At 42.5% G+C, this 16,849-nt stretch carries 17 protein-coding genes; 7 read left to right on the top strand and 10 right to left on the bottom strand.

The genetic code is table 11. The annotated features are described in order from the left end of the window. Positions 1-11: 11 nt before the first annotated feature. From sufU to ACTQ5J_RS09655, 8 genes are read right to left on the bottom strand one after another with little or no spacing between them, the layout of a single operon-like run. A complete protein-coding gene (gene sufU / locus ACTQ5J_RS09690) occupies positions 12-506 on the bottom strand; it encodes a Fe-S cluster assembly sulfur transfer protein SufU (protein ID WP_441752571.1) in 495 nt (164 codons plus the stop codon). Continuing rightward, positions 493-1,743 carry an aminotransferase class V-fold PLP-dependent enzyme gene (locus ACTQ5J_RS09685; protein WP_441752570.1) on the bottom strand — a complete coding sequence of 417 codons (1,251 nt, stop codon included), beginning with the start codon at positions 1,741-1,743 and terminating at the stop codon, positions 493-495. The genes sufU and ACTQ5J_RS09685 overlap by 14 nt, the downstream gene beginning before the upstream one ends. 20 nt (positions 1,744-1,763) lie before the next feature. After that, positions 1,764-3,077, bottom strand: coding sequence for a Fe-S cluster assembly protein SufD (gene sufD, locus ACTQ5J_RS09680; RefSeq protein ID WP_441752569.1), 1,314 nt, complete (start codon positions 3,075-3,077; stop codon positions 1,764-1,766). Between the two features lie 3 nt (positions 3,078-3,080). Further along, positions 3,081-3,851: a Fe-S cluster assembly ATPase SufC gene (gene sufC / locus ACTQ5J_RS09675; protein ID WP_153831381.1), complete on the bottom strand. Its 771-nt coding sequence runs from the start codon at positions 3,849-3,851 to the stop codon at positions 3,081-3,083. 35 nt (positions 3,852-3,886) lie between these two features. Beyond that, complete coding sequence (locus tag ACTQ5J_RS09670; protein ID WP_153831382.1) at positions 3,887-4,816, bottom strand: siderophore ABC transporter substrate-binding protein; 930 nt, start codon at positions 4,814-4,816, stop codon at positions 3,887-3,889. Continuing rightward, on the bottom strand, positions 4,813-5,538 hold the full coding sequence (locus ACTQ5J_RS09665; RefSeq protein WP_153831383.1) for an ATP-binding cassette domain-containing protein: 726 nt from the start codon (positions 5,536-5,538) through the stop codon (positions 4,813-4,815). The genes ACTQ5J_RS09670 and ACTQ5J_RS09665 overlap by 4 nt, the downstream gene beginning before the upstream one ends. A 43-nt stretch (positions 5,539-5,581) precedes the next feature. Next, positions 5,582-6,556, bottom strand: a complete 975-nt coding sequence (locus tag ACTQ5J_RS09660; RefSeq protein ID WP_441752568.1) for an iron chelate uptake ABC transporter family permease subunit — start codon at positions 6,554-6,556, stop codon at positions 5,582-5,584. 3 nt (positions 6,557-6,559) lie between these two features. Next, on the bottom strand, positions 6,560-7,489 hold the full coding sequence (locus ACTQ5J_RS09655; protein ID WP_338487282.1) for an iron chelate uptake ABC transporter family permease subunit: 930 nt from the start codon (positions 7,487-7,489) through the stop codon (positions 6,560-6,562). Positions 7,490-7,910: 421 nt separating this feature from the next. Between ACTQ5J_RS09655 and ilvA the strand changes: the two genes are divergently transcribed. Continuing rightward, complete coding sequence (ilvA, locus tag ACTQ5J_RS09650; RefSeq protein ID WP_441752567.1) at positions 7,911-9,170, top strand: threonine ammonia-lyase IlvA; 1,260 nt, start codon at positions 7,911-7,913, stop codon at positions 9,168-9,170. 54 nt (positions 9,171-9,224) lie between these two features. Next, positions 9,225-9,605: a RidA family protein gene (locus ACTQ5J_RS09645; protein WP_153861677.1), complete on the top strand. Its 381-nt coding sequence runs from the start codon at positions 9,225-9,227 to the stop codon at positions 9,603-9,605. A gap of 86 nt (positions 9,606-9,691) precedes the next feature. On the opposite strand, the gene ACTQ5J_RS09640 is transcribed toward ACTQ5J_RS09645, so the two are convergent. Continuing rightward, positions 9,692-10,033, bottom strand: a complete 342-nt coding sequence (locus tag ACTQ5J_RS09640) for a metal-sulfur cluster assembly factor (protein WP_441752566.1) — start codon at positions 10,031-10,033, stop codon at positions 9,692-9,694. 138 nt (positions 10,034-10,171) lie between these two features. On the opposite strand from ACTQ5J_RS09640, the gene ilvD reads away from it, so the two are divergent. From ilvD to ACTQ5J_RS09615, 5 genes are all read left to right on the top strand, one after another. Then, positions 10,172-11,866 carry a dihydroxy-acid dehydratase gene (ilvD, locus tag ACTQ5J_RS09635; protein ID WP_441752565.1) on the top strand — a complete coding sequence of 565 codons (1,695 nt, stop codon included), beginning with the start codon at positions 10,172-10,174 and terminating at the stop codon, positions 11,864-11,866. 48 nt (positions 11,867-11,914) lie between these two features. Continuing rightward, positions 11,915-13,645 carry a biosynthetic-type acetolactate synthase large subunit gene (gene ilvB / locus ACTQ5J_RS09630; RefSeq protein WP_441752564.1) on the top strand — a complete coding sequence of 577 codons (1,731 nt, stop codon included), beginning with the start codon at positions 11,915-11,917 and terminating at the stop codon, positions 13,643-13,645. Continuing rightward, on the top strand, positions 13,642-14,130 hold the full coding sequence (gene ilvN / locus ACTQ5J_RS09625) for an acetolactate synthase small subunit (RefSeq protein WP_153831390.1): 489 nt from the start codon (positions 13,642-13,644) through the stop codon (positions 14,128-14,130). The genes ilvB and ilvN overlap by 4 nt, the downstream gene beginning before the upstream one ends. A gap of 38 nt (positions 14,131-14,168) precedes the next feature. Continuing rightward, on the top strand, positions 14,169-15,170 hold the full coding sequence (gene ilvC / locus ACTQ5J_RS09620; RefSeq protein WP_153831391.1) for a ketol-acid reductoisomerase: 1,002 nt from the start codon (positions 14,169-14,171) through the stop codon (positions 15,168-15,170). A gap of 105 nt (positions 15,171-15,275) precedes the next feature. After that, positions 15,276-16,067, top strand: a complete 792-nt coding sequence (locus ACTQ5J_RS09615) for an ABC transporter ATP-binding protein (RefSeq protein WP_441752563.1) — start codon at positions 15,276-15,278, stop codon at positions 16,065-16,067. 136 nt (positions 16,068-16,203) lie between these two features. Here the strand turns inward: ACTQ5J_RS09615 and ACTQ5J_RS09610 are convergent, their stop codons facing one another. Beyond that, positions 16,204-16,359, bottom strand: coding sequence for a hypothetical protein (locus tag ACTQ5J_RS09610; protein WP_441752562.1), 156 nt, complete (start codon positions 16,357-16,359; stop codon positions 16,204-16,206). Positions 16,360-16,849 lie beyond the last annotated feature (490 nt).

Below are 16,849 nucleotides of genomic sequence, written 5' to 3'. Positions count from 1 at the left end.
CACTCTCTTTCTTATATATTGGTCGGACTCTGACTAGGCGGTTGTGTTAAAGCCATTTCACTGGCTCGCCAAGCTAGGACGCCGCATTTGTAGCGGCTAGGGAATTGTTTCAAGCTTTCTAATAAGTAGGCATCCCCAATGCGTTTCATTAATTCATCTTGTGACATAACATTCGTCTCACTCAGCCCCTCATCTAAAGGATCGCCACCAATCAAATGGGCAAAGTTGTTGATAATGTCGATCGCTTGTTCGACAGGCTTGTTCAATAAGCTTTGGCACATCATGTCTGCACTGGCCATACTAATGGCACAACCTTGGCCATTGAAGGCGATCGCTTGGATGTGGTCGTTATCAACTACCATCTCCACGACGATGGCATCCCCACAAGTCGGATTGAGCAATTCAATGCGGTGACTAGGATCTTCGAGGGATTTTTTGTTACGAGGGTAGTTGGAGTGATCCATGATAACTTCTTTGTACAGACTACTTAAATCATAGAGTGACATGGTCAAAAAACTCCTTTACTCGGTGGGTGGAGGCGACGAATCGATTGACTTCTTCCACCGTATTGTATACACCCATACTGGCGCGTAACGTAGCAGCCGCGTCTAATTGACGCATCAAGACTTGGGCGCAATGATGACCAGCCCGGACAGCAATGCCTTCCATATCGTAGGCCGTAGCAACATCATGTGGATGAATGGCCCTAAAGTTAAAGCAGACAATACCGTGGCTCCCTTGTGAGATGGTTGTAGGACTTTGGTACAATTCAATGCCATCAATCGCTTGAAGCCCCTTATACAAACGTTGGGCTAGGGCGGTTTCGTGCGTATGAATAGAGTCATAACCCACTGATTCAATAAATTCCAAGGCAGCTTGCAAGGCAATAGCTTGGGCAATTGGAGGGGTACCCGCTTCGAACTTCCAAGGGGGGTCTTTATAATTACTTTCAAAGTCACCAACATAATGGATCATCTCGCCACCGAAGTTCACTGGTTGAGTCTGAGTATGTAAGCTTTTGTTCAAATAACACACTCCAATCCCAGTCGGTCCATAAGCCTTGTGGCCACTGAAGCAATAGGCATCCACGCCTAGGTCGCTGACATTGACTGGCATATGTGGAAGGGCTTGAGCGCCATCTACTACTACTAAGATGTCATGCTGATGGGCCCATTGGCATAGCGCCTTAATGGGCTGTTCCACACCCAAGACATTGGATACATGTTGGATAGCAATGGCTTTGACGGCTTTCAACTGGTCTTTGTCCATCGCCTTGAGCGCCTCTAAGTCAAGAACTTGGGTCGCTTCATCTAAGTCTAAGTATTGTAGATGAGCCCCAGTCCGCTTAGCGACTTCTTGCCAAGGAACTAAGTTAGAGTGATGTTCAAGCCGGCTCGTTAATATGATATCACCAGCCCCTAACAAAGGTTCGACTAAACCACGTGCGATTAAGTTAATCCCTTGTGTAGTTCCACTGGTGAAAATAATTTCACTACTATCTTGGGCACCGATAAATTGTCCGATGAATTTGCGGCTATTTTCGTAGGCGTCTGTTGCCCGCTGAGCCAACTGGTGAATGCCACGGTGGATATTGGCCTTGTAGTGGGTGTAATAATCGCTCAATGCCTCGAGAACGGCAGAGGGTGTCTGCGATGTCGCCGCATGGTCGAAATATATTAAAGGCTCATTGTTTACTTTTTGTTCCAAGCCCGGAAAGTGGGCTCGGATTGTCTTATTAATCATTTATATCACTTCAATTCTCCTTAAAGATTGCCAGGGTGGAAGAGCTGTAATTTGTTATCAATCATCTCAACCATTTGTTGCCTGATTTGCATTGACGGAATGGTCTGGATAACTTGGCCGAGGAAGCCGCGAATTAATAAGTATTCCGCATCAGTTTGTGATAAGCCACGACTCATTAAGTAGTACAGTTGTTCAGGATCCACTTGGCCCACGCTGGCTGCGTGACCGGCCGTCACTTCGAATTCATCAATATATAAGATCGGGTTAGTATCGCCACGTGATTCTTGCGACAGCATCATTAAGCGGCTTTCTTGTTGGGCGTCGGCCCCTTTAGCGTCTTTAACAATTTGACCGATTCCATTAAAGCTTAGGCGGGCTTGGTCTAATATAACCCCGTGTTGGAAAATGTTGGCAGCGGAATGATGGCCGACATTTAATAATCCAGTATTTACCATTTGGGTTTGCTTGCCATTGGCGATACTAATAATATTTGTATTGGAGGCGGAACCTTGGCCTTTTAATTCCGTATAAGTGTCTAAAATCGTATTACCTTGGTTCATGGCCGCAGCGGCCCATTCAATATTGGCATCGTCGTAAGTAATGCCGTGGCGACGTACGAAGGCGCAAGTCGATTCCCCTAGAGCATCCATGGCGACGAATTTCACTTGGGCTCCGGCTGAAGCAACGACTTCGGTCAATAGGGTGGCGCTGTTAGCATGGTCACCGACAGTAGCAGATCGTTCTAAGTAAGTTAGCTGACTATTTTGCTCACTAACAATTAAGATATGCTTGTTAAATGCTAATTCATCGCGACTATCTTGAACTAATACCGTTTCAATCGGTAATTTAATCTCGACATTTTTCGGTATATAGATGAACAAGCCACCATTCATATAGGCCGTGTGATAAGCATTAATCTTATCTTCCAAGGGGGCAAGGGTAGAGAATAAGTGCTTTTGAACTAAGCCCGGATGGTCAACCAAGGCCGTGAACAAGTCTTGGATAATAACGCCTTTGTCAGCTAAGTCTTGGGCGATATAGTCAAGGTAAGTTTCATTACCGTAATGGATAATTCGAGCTGCCACTTCATCATTAGATAATAAGTCTAGTGTGACATCATCTAGTGGGTTGGCCGGCTGTCTCGTCCTGGTGCTAGTAATTGTTTGTGTAAAAAGCGGCCATTTCTTATAACGCATTCGTTCAATAATTGGAAGCTCTAAGCTATTCCATTGAGCAGCGGCTTCGGCTTGAGCCGTAAGGAAAAAGTCTGGCAGTTGATCAGAGTGTGTGATGAGTGATCGTTGTTGGTCTAAGCTTGTTTGTTCCAATGTCATCACCTACTCTTCCACTTCAAAGTCTAAGCCTAATTCTTCAATAATTCCTTTGTAGCCTTCCGCTTCAAGACGATGTGCTAATTCTGGACCACCCGATTTAACGACTTTTCCATCAATGACAATATGAATATAGTCCGGTGTAATGTAATTTAATAGTCGTTGGTAGTGGGTAATAATTAAGGCACCAAAGTTATCACCACGCATAGCGTTGACTCCGCGGGAGACAACTTTTAAGGCATCAATATCTAAGCCTGAATCAATCTCATCTAAGATGGCGAAGGTGGGTTCAATCATCATTAATTGAAGAATCTCATTCCGCTTCTTCTCGCCCCCTGAGAAGCCCTCGTTCAAGTAACGTTCAGCCATGGCTTCGGGCATATCTAAGATGGCCATCTTCTCGTCCAATTTTTTAATAAATTCCATGACGTTGATCTTATCATCTTCGGCACGGCGTGAATTAATGGCCGCCTTCATGAATTGGGCATTGGTTACCCCGGGGATCTCGCTAGGATATTGTACGGCTAAGAACAAGCCAGCACGTGCACGCTCATCGACATCCATCTCCAGGACGTCCTTCCCATCGATATAGATCTCTCCTTCAGTGACTTCGTAGGCAGGGTTCCCCATAATCGCAGCAGCTAAAGTTGATTTACCGGTACCATTAGGTCCCATAATGGCATGGATCTCGTTGGTGTTAATGGTTAGGTTCACACCTTTTAGTATTTCTTTGTCTTCAATGGATACGTGTAAGTTTCTAATGTCTAGTGTTGTCATGTCTACCTCCAGTAATATGATTTCTTTTTATTAAATTAAGGTTGCATCAAGTTTGCGATCTCTTGGATTTGTAAGTGGGTGGATTCTAATCCTGACCCAGAAACATACCATAATTGAGATGATAAGAAGTGAATCTGATCATTTTGATAAGCCTTGGTCTCTTTGACTAGGGCATTCTCCACTAAGTCCGTATTGGCTGAGTTGTCAGAACCAATGGCTTGGGTACGGTCAATGACGAAGATACGGTCTGGGTTCAAGTCTAAGATACCTTCAAAGCTAACCGATTGCCCATGACGTTGGTCTTCGATGACGAAGTCTTCAATCGACTGGAATCCAAGTACTTGGTATATCAATCCGAAGCGTGAGTCAGCCCCATAGACTGCCATCTCGCCTTCATTCAATAGTAGAACTAAAGTTTGCTCATCGAGCGTACTATTAATATCACGAACCGCTTGGGCCTCTTGGTCAATCTCTTCGATAATGGCAGTCGCTTCCTCTTCTTTATCGAATAATTTGGCCAGTTCGGTATTAATGGCTACAAAAGATTCCCAATAGTTAGCATTATCGGTCGAGAATTGGAAGACCGGGGCAATGTGTTCTAACTCAGGAATTAAGCTTGAAGACCGGCCTGTTGCGATAATTAAGTCGCTATTAGCACCCGCAAGCACTTCTAGATTCGGTTCATGTAAGTTTGCTGTGTCAATCACGTCGTCGTTGTAACTCCCAATATAGTCTGGCGTTGAATAGACGGGGGCAGCGACGACAAGATCTTCCAAGCCAAGGGCCCGTAAGGTATCGAACTCGGGGTAGCCAAGAGTGATAACGCGTTGGAGTGTACTGTCTACAGTTACTTCCTCGCCACGTGAGTCCGTCACGCTTGTCTGGGCTAGAATGGGGCTTAGAGTGGCTGCGTTAAGGCTGACTGCGAGTGCCAATGTTGCAAAGCATTTTATGAATTTTTTCATGTTAGAAGCTCCTTTTCATAGAAGTTGATTAGGGGGTGTTGTTGTGTCTCAATCACGTCGACACCAATATCATAGAGTTCTTCTAAGATGGGACATTGAAGGACTTCTTGGGTGCGCCCCTGGTGGAATAAGCAGCCGTTTTTTAAAGCGATAATATAATCCGCGAACTGACTGACACGATTAATGTCATGCATAATGATGACTACTCGCTTGTTGAACTTTTCGACTAAGCGCTTGAGTAAGTTCATCAGGTGAATTTCTTGACGAATATCTAAGTTGTTCAAAGGTTCATCCAATAAGATCAGTTCTGTATCTTGGGCCATAACCATCGCAATGGCACACCGTTGGAGTTGGCCACCAGATAAGGTATTGATGTAGCTATCTTGCAGGTCATGGAGCTCTAGGAAGTCAATAATTTCTTGGATAACTTCATGGTCGAAGTCACTAAGACGTCCTTTGGAATAAGGATAACGGCCGAAAGCGATAAACTCATAGACGGTGATTTTTAAGTCATAATGTTGTTTTTGCTTGAGAATGCTCAGCCGTTTGGCTAAGTCATTGCGACTCCATTTGTCCAAAGAAATATCATCTAAGTAGATCTCACCCAAATCTTTGTGGTCCAAATTGCCCATAATATTCAACAAAGTAGACTTACCGGCACCGTTAGGTCCGATAATAGCGGTCAGTTGCCCTTGGGGAATATCTAATGAGATGTCGTCCAAGATGATGCGTGAATTTTTACGATATGGAACATGTTTATATACACTATTGAGTCTGATAAGCTCGTCCTCCTTTAAATAATAGAGTGAAAAACATCAATGCACCTGCGACGTCTACAATTACTGAAAGATTGTAGTGGTTATTGAGTAGTGATTCATTCACCCATTGCCCCCCAATGACCATAATCAGCCCTAACAAGCTGCCGATGATGAAGTATTGCCAGTGGTGAGAAATATGAGTGAATTGATAAGTAATATTGGCAATCATAAAGCCAAGAAAAGTAAGTGGCCCAACAATTGCGGTTGACGTTCCAATCATCAAGACAATGATGAAGATTAATTGATAAGTGACTTTTTGAATATTAATGCCTAAGCTTGCGGCGGTGTCGTGGTCTACCTTAATGACATCTAGTACCGATGAATATTTGAATAATATAACAAGCCCAATCAACACAATGACCATGCCGATAATTAATAAGCTGGTCGAGATGCGTTGGAAACTTGGATTAAGCCGTGAGAACAGGGCATCATAGTCTGATGGATCCATAATCACTTGCATAAAGGTCGTTAGACTCCGAATTAATTGGCTTAAGATTAAGCCCAACATGATAAGCAGGCTTTCATCGAAACGTTCACTTAACTGACGTGGCCGGACTGCAATATAAAGTAAGGCAGAGAAAAATAACATTAATACTAAATTAATCAAAAAAGATGAAGTGGTTAAAGTGCCGACCTCTCTATTCATAAACCGACTTCCAATAAAAAAAATCAAAGTCTGGCAGAGGCTGAAGATAGCATCCATCCCCAGAACATTCGGCGATAAATAATGACTTCTGAACAAGGTCTGAAAGGCGAAGGTGGACGGCACAATCGCTAAGACAATGACAATATAGGCAGTCAACTTGGATACTCTTAACCGCCATATATAGTCGGTCATAGTTGCATAGTTATTCAACAAATAAAAAAGGGACAACAATACAACGACCAAGGAAAGTAAGTAAGCGAATGGTTTAAATTTCATAAACTAACCTTCTTTCACGATTAAGATATAGATGAAAATACCACTACCGATTAAGGAGATAATCACTCCAACGGGAATCTCAAAGGGCATTATAATCATCCGCGCCAAGATGTCACATAATAAGACAAAGCTGGCTCCATAGATCATAACGGCTGACATGGAGTGGGCTAAGAGATCGCCAGATTGAATTCTTAATATATTAGGGATAATCACTCCTATGAAAGGAAGTGTTCCGACAACCATGACATTGACTGCTGTCGTCAATGAGACACACATAATAATAATGAGCCAAGTGGCTTGGTAGTTAATACCCAAGTTGGTAGAGAAATCCTCTCCTAATTTCACGATGGATAATCGGTGAATCAGTAAGTAACTGATGAAGATCGTAATAATATTCAAAAATAACCATTCATATCGTCCAACTTGAATCATGGCAAAGGACCCTTGCACCCAAGATTGAATATTTTGAGTCAATTGGAAGCGGTAGGCGATTGCTTGCCCGAGTCCATTAAGCAATTGACCGTAAATAATACCAAAAAGAGGTACCATCCAATCTTTCTTAATATGGATTTGCCTAAGTAAAGTAATAAACCCTAGGGTGAAAACGGCCGCACTCAAGAAGGAGAAGAAAATTTTATTCCCATTCGTAATTCCCGGTGTGATCAGACATAGGATAAGACCTAGCTTGGCGGCTTCAATAGTTCCAACAGTTGAAGGACCAGCAAACTTATTATTAGAAATACTTTGCATCAACAAGCCTGCCAAACTCATACTACTACCGACTAAGACAATGCTAAGGGTTCTGGGAAAGCGTGATTGCCAGAAAATGAGTGAGTTCAAGCCGGTTAAATTGAATCCATCTGTCCCAATAGCCAACGATAACAAACATAAAGCAACCATCACGAACTGACTAACAATATTTTTGACTGACATAACACTCCCCTTGCTTTCTAATTTAAATTTAATAAAAGACGTTAGTCTCTTAAAAATTATTAATACTATAGCACATGCAAATTATAAAAACTAGAAATTTCTCATAATTATTTTGAAATAAATTGACTTTTTTTTGAGTGGAAATAAGATAATGGTAAATTTTGAATAAGTATAAACAACTAATTATAACCGTTCTATTTAAGTTAAGGGTTTAGAGTGATTGTATCAAGGTGTATCGCAATAAAATATTATTAATATCCAATAGAATAAATAGTGATAATATAATTAAACTATTATTATATAGAGCAGGATAATAACTTATAAATAAGCTTAATTAATTTATGTTATAAGTGTTGACTTTAGATATTAATTAATCCATAATGGTTCTAATTAATTTTTAATAAAATGAGGAGGATAAGGCATGTTTCCAACTATTACATCAGAAGATGTACTTGCTGCGTATAAGTCATTAAGGCAGAGCGTCAACCAAACGCCGTTAATGTATGATCCCTATTTGTCAGATAAGTATAAAGCGTCGATCTATTTAAAGCGGGAAGACTTACAAATTGTACGTTCATTTAAACTGAGAGGAGCGCTGTATGCTATTAATCAGTTATCAGACGATGAGCTTGCTAAGGGTGTTATTTGTGCGTCGGCTGGAAACCATGCCCAAGGCGTTGCTTATACTTGCCAGTTGAAGAAGGTGAATGGAATTATCTTCATGCCGACCACAACTCCAAGACAAAAGATTGACCAAGTTCAATATTTTGGAGGCAAATACGTCAAGGTTGTCATTCAAGAAGATACCTTTGATAAGAGTAACATCGCTGCTCATGTCTACGCTGAAAAGCACAATCTTACCTTCATTGAGCCCTTTGACGATTTGAACGTTATCTTAGGGCAAGGAACGATTGGCGTCGAGATCCATCAAGACTTAGTGGCCAATGGTGACCAAGCGGATTACATCTTGCTACCAGTAGGAGGGGGTGGCTTAATCTCAGGAGTGAGTGCCTACGTCAAAGATGCCATGCCAACTTCCGCCATTATAGGAGTGGAACCAGATGGGGCAGCTTCCATGAAATTAGCGATCGAACAGGGAGGTCCGGTAGCATTAGAGAAAGTGGATAAGTTTTGCGATGGGACAGCGGTGGCTAAAGTGGGTGACTTAACCTACCACTACACAAAAGAATTTGTTGAAGATTTTATTACGGTTCCTGAAGGACTGGTCAGCCAGATGATATTAGATTTGTATACTAGGCAAGCGATAGTCGTCGAGCCCTCAGGTGCCTTAACGGTAGCTGCCTTAGATAAGATGGCTGATGAGATTCGAGGCAAGACCGTCGTCTGCTTAATATCAGGTGGGAATAATGACATTAACCGCATGGCGGAAATTGAAGAGCGTGCCATGGTCTACCGCGGCTTGCAAAAATATTTTATCGTCAAGTTCCCCCAACGTGCTGGTGCTTTGAAAGACTTCGTAACGGATGTGTTGAACAAGGATGATGATATTACCCGCTTTGAATATACGAAGCGGATTAATCGATCCCAAGCACCTGTCTTTATCGGCATCCAATTAGGTAAGCGCGAGAATTTAGAAAGTTTACTTCGCCGGATCGAAGCCTTTGATTCTAACTATATTAACGTCACGGAAAATCCGAGTCTGTATCAATTATTAGTGTAGTCGATGATGAATAGTCGAATGATTTATCAGAGAAAGATTTTGAGGAGGAAGAAAATGAAAGTAGTCAATTCGCCCCTAGCTCCCGATGCAGTAGGACCTTATTCTCAAGCAATCAAGACCAACGGACTGATATTTCTATCCGGTCAAATAGGGCTCGATAAAGAGACCGGCCAATTAGTTGACGGCTTAGAAAAGCAAACGCAACAAGCCTTCAAAAATATTAGTTACGTATTAGAGTCTGAAGACTTAACTTTAGCTAATATTGTCAAAGTCACGGTCTTACTGAGTGACATTCAACACTTCGATAAAGTGAACGAGATCTACGCACAACAGTTCAAAGCCCCTTATCCAGCTCGCTCGGCCTTTGCGGTCCGAGACTTGCCATTAGGTGCCTTGGTTGAAATTGAGGTGATTGCTGAAGTTGAGAAAGGTTAATGATGGCTGAATCAGTTGCCGACCCTAAGAAAAACAAAAAAAACTTGCTTCTGTAGTTGAAGCAAGTTGAAGGGCAGAATATTTAACTAATTAGGATTAATTCCTAAGGCGATCCGGCCAATCCGACTGATGTTTTGAATATTCCAAGCAGGCTCCCATACGATATTGACCTTAACGGTATCGATGCCTTCAATGCTAGTTAACTTTTCAGTTAGCTCAATAGGCACTGTGTCGACGCAACTGCAAGCCATACCGGTAAAAGTTAAGGTGATCTCACAATGCTTGTTACTATCGACCTCCATCGCATAGATTAAGCCGAGGTTGTAGATGTCCAAGCCAATTTCTGGGTCGGAAATCGTTACAAGTTGATCAATAATCGCTTGCTTTAAGTCATCGGGAAAGTTGTTTGTTTGAATATCGTCTCTCATACTTATATTACCTCCGTTGTATTATTAGTTTTAGATGTGAATTCCAATTAAAATTAATCAATTATCAATTATTTTACCGGATATATGGAACTTGTCAAAGTGAAAATGAAAGAGTCAATCTTGAAAGGATGAACGACCATGTCAAATAAAAATCTAAAAAAACGTAGTCATGTGTATGACGGTCCTGTAAAGGCGCCTAACCGGGCAATGATGCGAGCGACAGGAATGGATGATGAGAGTTTTGAGAAACCGATTATTGGTGTGATATCTACTTGGGCTGAGAATACGCCGTGTAACATTCACCTTCATGACTTAGGAATTATTGCTAAGGAAGGCGTTAGTGAAAGTGGTGGATGGCCCGTTCAATTCGGAACGATTACGGTATCCGATGGAATTGCCATGGGAACGCAAGGAATGCGGTATTCCTTGCCCAGCCGGGATGCCATTGCAGATTCAGTAGAGATAGCCATTGGCGGTCATAACTGTGACGCCTTTGTAGCCATTGGTGGCTGTGATAAGAATATGCCGGGTTGTGTCATTGCGATGGCTAACCTGGATATTCCGTCCATCTTCGTCTACGGAGGAACCATTGCCCCAGGTAAGTTAAACGGCAAAGACATTGACTTAGTATCTGTCTTTGAAGGTGTAGGTAAATGGAATAATGGTGAGATTAGCGATGAACAATTAAAGAAAATTGAATGTAATGCCTGTCCGGGCCCAGGTGCATGTGGTGGAATGTACACTGCCAATACCATGGCGTCAGCCATTGAGGCCCTTGGCTTAAGCTTACCAGGCTCTTCCTCCAACCCAGCCATTACCCAAGCCAAAGAAGATGATGTCCTCAAAGCAGGACGCGCAGTCCTTCAATTAATTGATAAAAATATCCGACCAAGCGATATTTTAACCCGCAAATCCTTTGAGAATGCCATTACCTTAACGATGGCCTTAGGAGGGTCAACCAATGCCATTTTGCATTTGTTAGCCATCGCCCATGCCGCCGATGTTGACTTAAACATTGAAGACTTTAATACGATCCAAGCTAAAGTGCCGCATCTAGCAGACTTGAAGCCAAGTGGTCATTATGTCTTCCAAGATTTATATGAGGCGGGTGGAGTACCAGCGGTACTCAAGTATTTATACCAAAATGGTTACATTCATGGAGATTGCTTAACAGTAACTGGTAAGACCTTAGCTGAGAACTTAGAAGATGCTCCTGACTTAGTGGCTGGACAACAAGTTATTATGCCACTATCAAATCCTAAACGTGCCGATGGCCCGTTGATTGTCCTTAAAGGGAACTTAGCTCCTGAAGGTGCTGTTGTGAAGGTATCAGGATTGAAAGTTCGCCGCCATGAAGGACCAGCTAAAGTCTATAACACCGAGGAAGAAGCCATTGAAGCGACCTTACACCATGAGATTGTTGATAACGACGTGGTCATTGTTCGATATGTAGGACCTAAGGGTGGGCCAGGTATGCCAGAGATGCTGTCCTTATCCAGTATGTTAATAGGTAAAGGATTGAAAGTCTGCTTAATTACTGACGGTCGCTTCTCAGGTGGATCTCACGGATTCGTAGTCGGACATGTGGCCCCAGAAGCACAAGATGGTGGACCAATCGCCCTTGTCCAAGACGGTGACACCATTATCATTGACCAAGATACCAAGGAATTAACGATGGTTGTATCTGAGGAAGAATTAGCCGAGCGTCGTGCTCAGCTCGTCTTACCACCACTTGAGACACGTGGTGCCTTAGGTAAATACGCCCATATTGTATCAAGTTCATCACGAGGAGCGATTACCGACTTCTATAAGCGTGAAGAGTGGAACAATTAAGGGTGAGATCCATCGAACAAAAATTATTAAAAAAGGAGGCGTTGATGTGTGGAACCGTACAAAAATGAGCACTCAAATCAAACAAAAACAATAAGAACTGGGGCAGACTTACTCATTCAAAGTTTAATGGACAACGATGTGGATGTAATATTTGGCTATCCAGGTGGCGCAGTCTTACCAATATTTGATTCACTCTATGAGATGAATCCTAGCTTTAAAAATTATCTCTGCCGCCACGAACAAGGCTTAATTCATGCTGCGGAAGGCTATGCCCGCGTTACGGGCAAGACGGGAGTGGTTCTTGCGACATCAGGACCAGGTATCACGAACCTACTTACAGGGATTGCTGACGCCATGTTAGACTCACTTCCCTTAGTCGTCATCGCTGGGCAAGTCTCCTCGGCAGTGATTGGAACGGATGCCTTCCAAGAAGCGGATGTTATCGGTCTAACAACCCCTATCTCAAAGCACAATTATCAAATAAAAAATGTCGCAGACATACCGCGCATAATGAATGAGGCCTTCCATATCGCTTCAAGTGGCCGTAAAGGGCCAGTGGTAATAGATATTCCCAAAAATATATCTGAAGCCTTAGTGGAGGGGGATTGTTCAGGCGACTTCCACTTAGCAGGTTACCAGCCAACGACTCAACCGAATGCGGGGCAGATCGAAAGAGTGCTAGAAGCCTTACTTCAGGCTGAAAAGCCCGTCTTATTAGCTGGAGCGGGTGTGCACTTTGCCAAGGCCAATGAAGAATTATTAACTTTCCTCGACCGCTATCCCATGCCGGTTGTGAATACTTTGCAAGGCATTGGGGCCCTACCAGGCTCGCACAGACTATCACTCGGCATGGGAGGGATGCACGGTAGCTACGCCTCCAACCAAGCCATTATCAATGCTGATCTCTTAATTAATATCGGGTCCCGCTTCGATGACCGACTGACGGGCAAGTTGTCAGAGTTTTCACCCCATTCCAAAGTGGTGCATATTGACATCGACCCCGCTGAAATTGGCAAAAATATCAAAGTCGACATCCCCGTCGTCAGCGACGCTAAGTTGGCTCTAGAAGCTTTACTTGAAGCGGATGCCGTTCAGGTAGACTATAGCGATTGGATTGACCATTGCCTAGCCAAGAAGGAAGATAATCCTTTCTGGTACTACAATTACGACCAACTCATCTCACCCCAATGGTTCATTGAGAAAGTCTCGCAAAAGACTAATCACCAAGCCATTGTGATTACCGATGTAGGTCAGCACCAAATGTGGGCAGCACAATTTTACTGTCAAGATAAGCCATTAAGCTTTGTCAGTTCGGGCGGTTTAGGAACTATGGGGTTCGGCTTGCCAGCGGCAATAGGTGCTCAGATTGGTCGTCCAGATGAGACGGTCGCACTCTTTGTAGGAGATGGTGGCTATCAGATGACCATTCAAGAACTGGCGACCATTAAGCAATACAATTTGCCGGTTAAGATTTTTATATTGAATAATGAGACCTTAGGCATGGTACGGCAGTGGCAAGAATTGCTTTACGACGAACATTATTCGGAGTCCTTATTCAATGACGGTAAGAATCCAGACTTCGTGAAGATTGCAGACGGTTACGGAATTAAGGGGATGCAGATCAGTCAAGAATCCATAGTCGATGAGGCTTTGGAAGAGGTCTTCGCTTATGACGGACCGGTTGTTGTTGAGGTCATGATACCGATGAAAGAAAAAGTATTCCCCATGGTACTAGCAGGTAAAGGCAACGGCGAGATGACTGGGGTGAAACCAATATGAGACACATTATCACAGCCACTGTGGAAGATGCTAGTGGGGTATTGAATCGCATCACTGGCTTACTCGCCAGACGTAGCTTTAACATCGAAAGTATTACGGTCGGCAAGACAACCAAAGAGGGGATCTCTAAGATGACCTTTGTCGTTGACTTGGACTCAGCTAATAGTGCTGAACAACTCATTAAGCAATTGAACAAGCAAATTCACGTCTTAAAAGTCAATGATATTACCCACCAAGATATTGTCGCCAGAGAATTAGCCTTAATAAAAGTCAAAACTAGCAAGTCTTCTCGAGCAGAAATTCAAAGTCTGATTGAGCCATTCCGAACACGTATCTTAGATGTAGCCCGTAATTCGATTACGATTGAAGTGACTGGAGGACTTTCTAAGGTAGATGCCCTTATTAATTTAGTCAAGCCTTTCGGCATTATTGAAGTGTCGCGAACAGGCTTAACTGCCTTTGTCCGAGATACAAGTAGTAAGTAATTTATTAAAAACACACACATAAAAAAGGAGCCTTTAACATGACAAAAGTACTTTACGATACAAATATTTCAACAGCCATTCTAGAAGATAAGACGATCGCCATCATTGGTTACGGATCGCAAGGACATGCCCATTCACAAAACTTACGAGACAGCGGGTTCAAAGTAGTAGTAGGTCTACGTGAAGGTAAGTCATTCGATGCCGCAAAAGAAGATGGGTTCGATGTGAAATCTGTCGCCGAAGCTACAAAAGAAGCGGATGTTATTATGGTTCTATTACCTGATGAACGACAGGCGGAAGTATACGATAATAGCATTAAAGACAACTTAGAAGCGGGCAACGCCTTAGTCTTCGCTCACGGATTCAATATTCACTACAACCAAATCGTTGCACCTGAAGATGTGGATGTGTTCTTAGTAGCACCCAAGGGACCGGGACACTTAGTACGTCGAACTTTCGAAGAAGGTGCTGGTGTACCAGCCTTAGTGGGCGTTCATCAAGATGCAACCGGCCATGCTAAGGAAATCGGCTTAGCTTACGCGGTAGGGGTTGGTGCAGGACGTGCTGGAATCTTAGAGACAACCTTCAAGGAAGAGACCGAGACGGACTTATTCGGTGAACAAGCCGTACTTTGTGGTGGGGTATCTCACTTAATTAAAGCTGGATTCGAAGTTTTAACAGAAGCTGGTTATCAACCAGAGTCTGCCTACTTTGAAGTGCTTCACGAATTGAAATTAATCGTAGACTTAATTTACGAAGGTGGCTTAGAGAACATGCGCTACTCCATATCAGATACAGCAGAATGGGGAGATTACGTAAGTGGTCCGCGTGTTGTCACATCGGACACTAAAGAAGCCATGAAGGGTATCCTAAAAGACATTCAAGACGGTGAATTCGCACGTAACTGGATCTTAGAGAACCAGACTAACCGTCCGAAGTTCAACGCGATCAAACGCCATGAGAAAGAACATCCAATTACAGCAGTAGGTAAAGAATTACGTGGCCTCATGCCATTTATTGGAGATTCATTAGTTGATTAATATTTCCAGATACACGTCGAAACTCGGTAATAGCTCAATGCTGTTACTGGGTTTTCTTGTATATAGAAACAAGACAAAGCGATGACTAAAAGGAGTCGAGGCAGATTGAAGAAGACAATATTACAATTAGAAGAGGTGACTTGGCGACGACAAGGCCAGTCAATACTCAAAGGAGTTAATTGGCAAGTTCAGGAAGAAGAACACTGGGCAGTCCTTGGTTTGAACGGCTCGGGCAAGACATCGATATTGAATATTATTACAGGCTACTCCTATCCCACTTCCGGGGCTGTTAAAGTGCTGGATACAAAGTTTGGCGAGGCCAGCCTACCTAAGTTGCGTGAAGAGATTGGTTATGTAAGTTCAGCCTTGGACCGCTTTGGCTCTACATTTAACAAGCAACGTGTGAAGCATATTATCCTCAGTGGGAAATTCTCAACGGTTGGCTTGTATAACAAGCAAGATATTACTGAGTCAGACTGGCATTTGGTTCAGGCGATTCTTGAGGAATTGCGAATTGGTTATTTAAGTGAGCAAGCTTTCAGCACCTTATCCCAAGGAGAGAAGCGTCGCGTATTAATAGGCCGGGCATTAATGAACCGCCCGCGCCTGATGATTTTGGATGAGCCTTGCTCGGGTCTAGATATCCTAGCGCGAGAAGAGTTGTTACAGCAGATGAATTCAATTGTGAAGCAAGACTGCCACTTGATTTACGTCACCCACCATATCGAGGAAATCACCCCAGCTATTACGCACATTCTATTGATCCGAGATGGGGAAGTTGTCAGCAGTGGACCTAAAAATCAAGTCCTGACCGCTGAGAACCTAACGAATACCTTCAAGGTAAACGTCAAAGTCCGCTGGGAAAACGACCGCCCTTGGATAAGTGTGGTTCATTAAGGTCTGAAATACGATAGTCTGCCAACAAAGTCGATTCAATGGCAGAGAATTACCAAAGTACACTATCACCCCCGACTCATCGACCGCCCTTGAGCAGATCCGCTAATCCTAGTCCAATGTCCACTCAATCCATTATTTAAAATAAATTATTATTTACGATGTAAACAGTTGGATAATCAAGGATTAACTCACTCGTCTTGAGACTTTTGTTAATCACCTTGTTCTTTAATTGTTCAATGCCATTTAAATCGAAATTAATTTCTTGAACTAAAGATCTTGGGGTTTTAGTCATTGTAAAATTCCTTTCAATCACACGTTTCGACTATTATATCATAATGTTCTAATTAGAGGTTGACTTAGAAAGCACAGGAAACCATTCAAAACTTAAGGTGGTAATAATAAATTTATGTCTTATTTATTGTAATTAAAGTAAATTAGTGAATTTATTAGCTAAGTCTAAAACATAAGATAGTAATCTTTCAAGTACATTATAATAGAAAGTAGAATATTCCAAGGTTTTTAATTAGGTTATAATGACAAAAGTTAAGGATAGATTAGAAAACGACTTGACAAGTGAGGGGATTAACATTAATATAGCATTAGAATAATTATTAAAGGAGAGGAATCACATGCAAACAGCTAATTATGATTCAATCATAAATTTATTATTATTAAGCGCGTTATTAGACAAGTTTGATTAGCCTTTTAAGGAGCTTAATTTCTTGCTCGTTTATAAGTTTAATCAAACTGATTAAATCATTTAAGCGGGTAATAATAAACTG

The sequence above is a fragment of the Fundicoccus sp. Sow4_F4 genome (genome assembly GCF_052116145.1).
Classification (GTDB): Bacteria; Bacillota; Bacilli; order Lactobacillales; family Aerococcaceae; genus Fundicoccus.
This window is presented reverse-complemented; position numbering and strand designations above follow the sequence as displayed.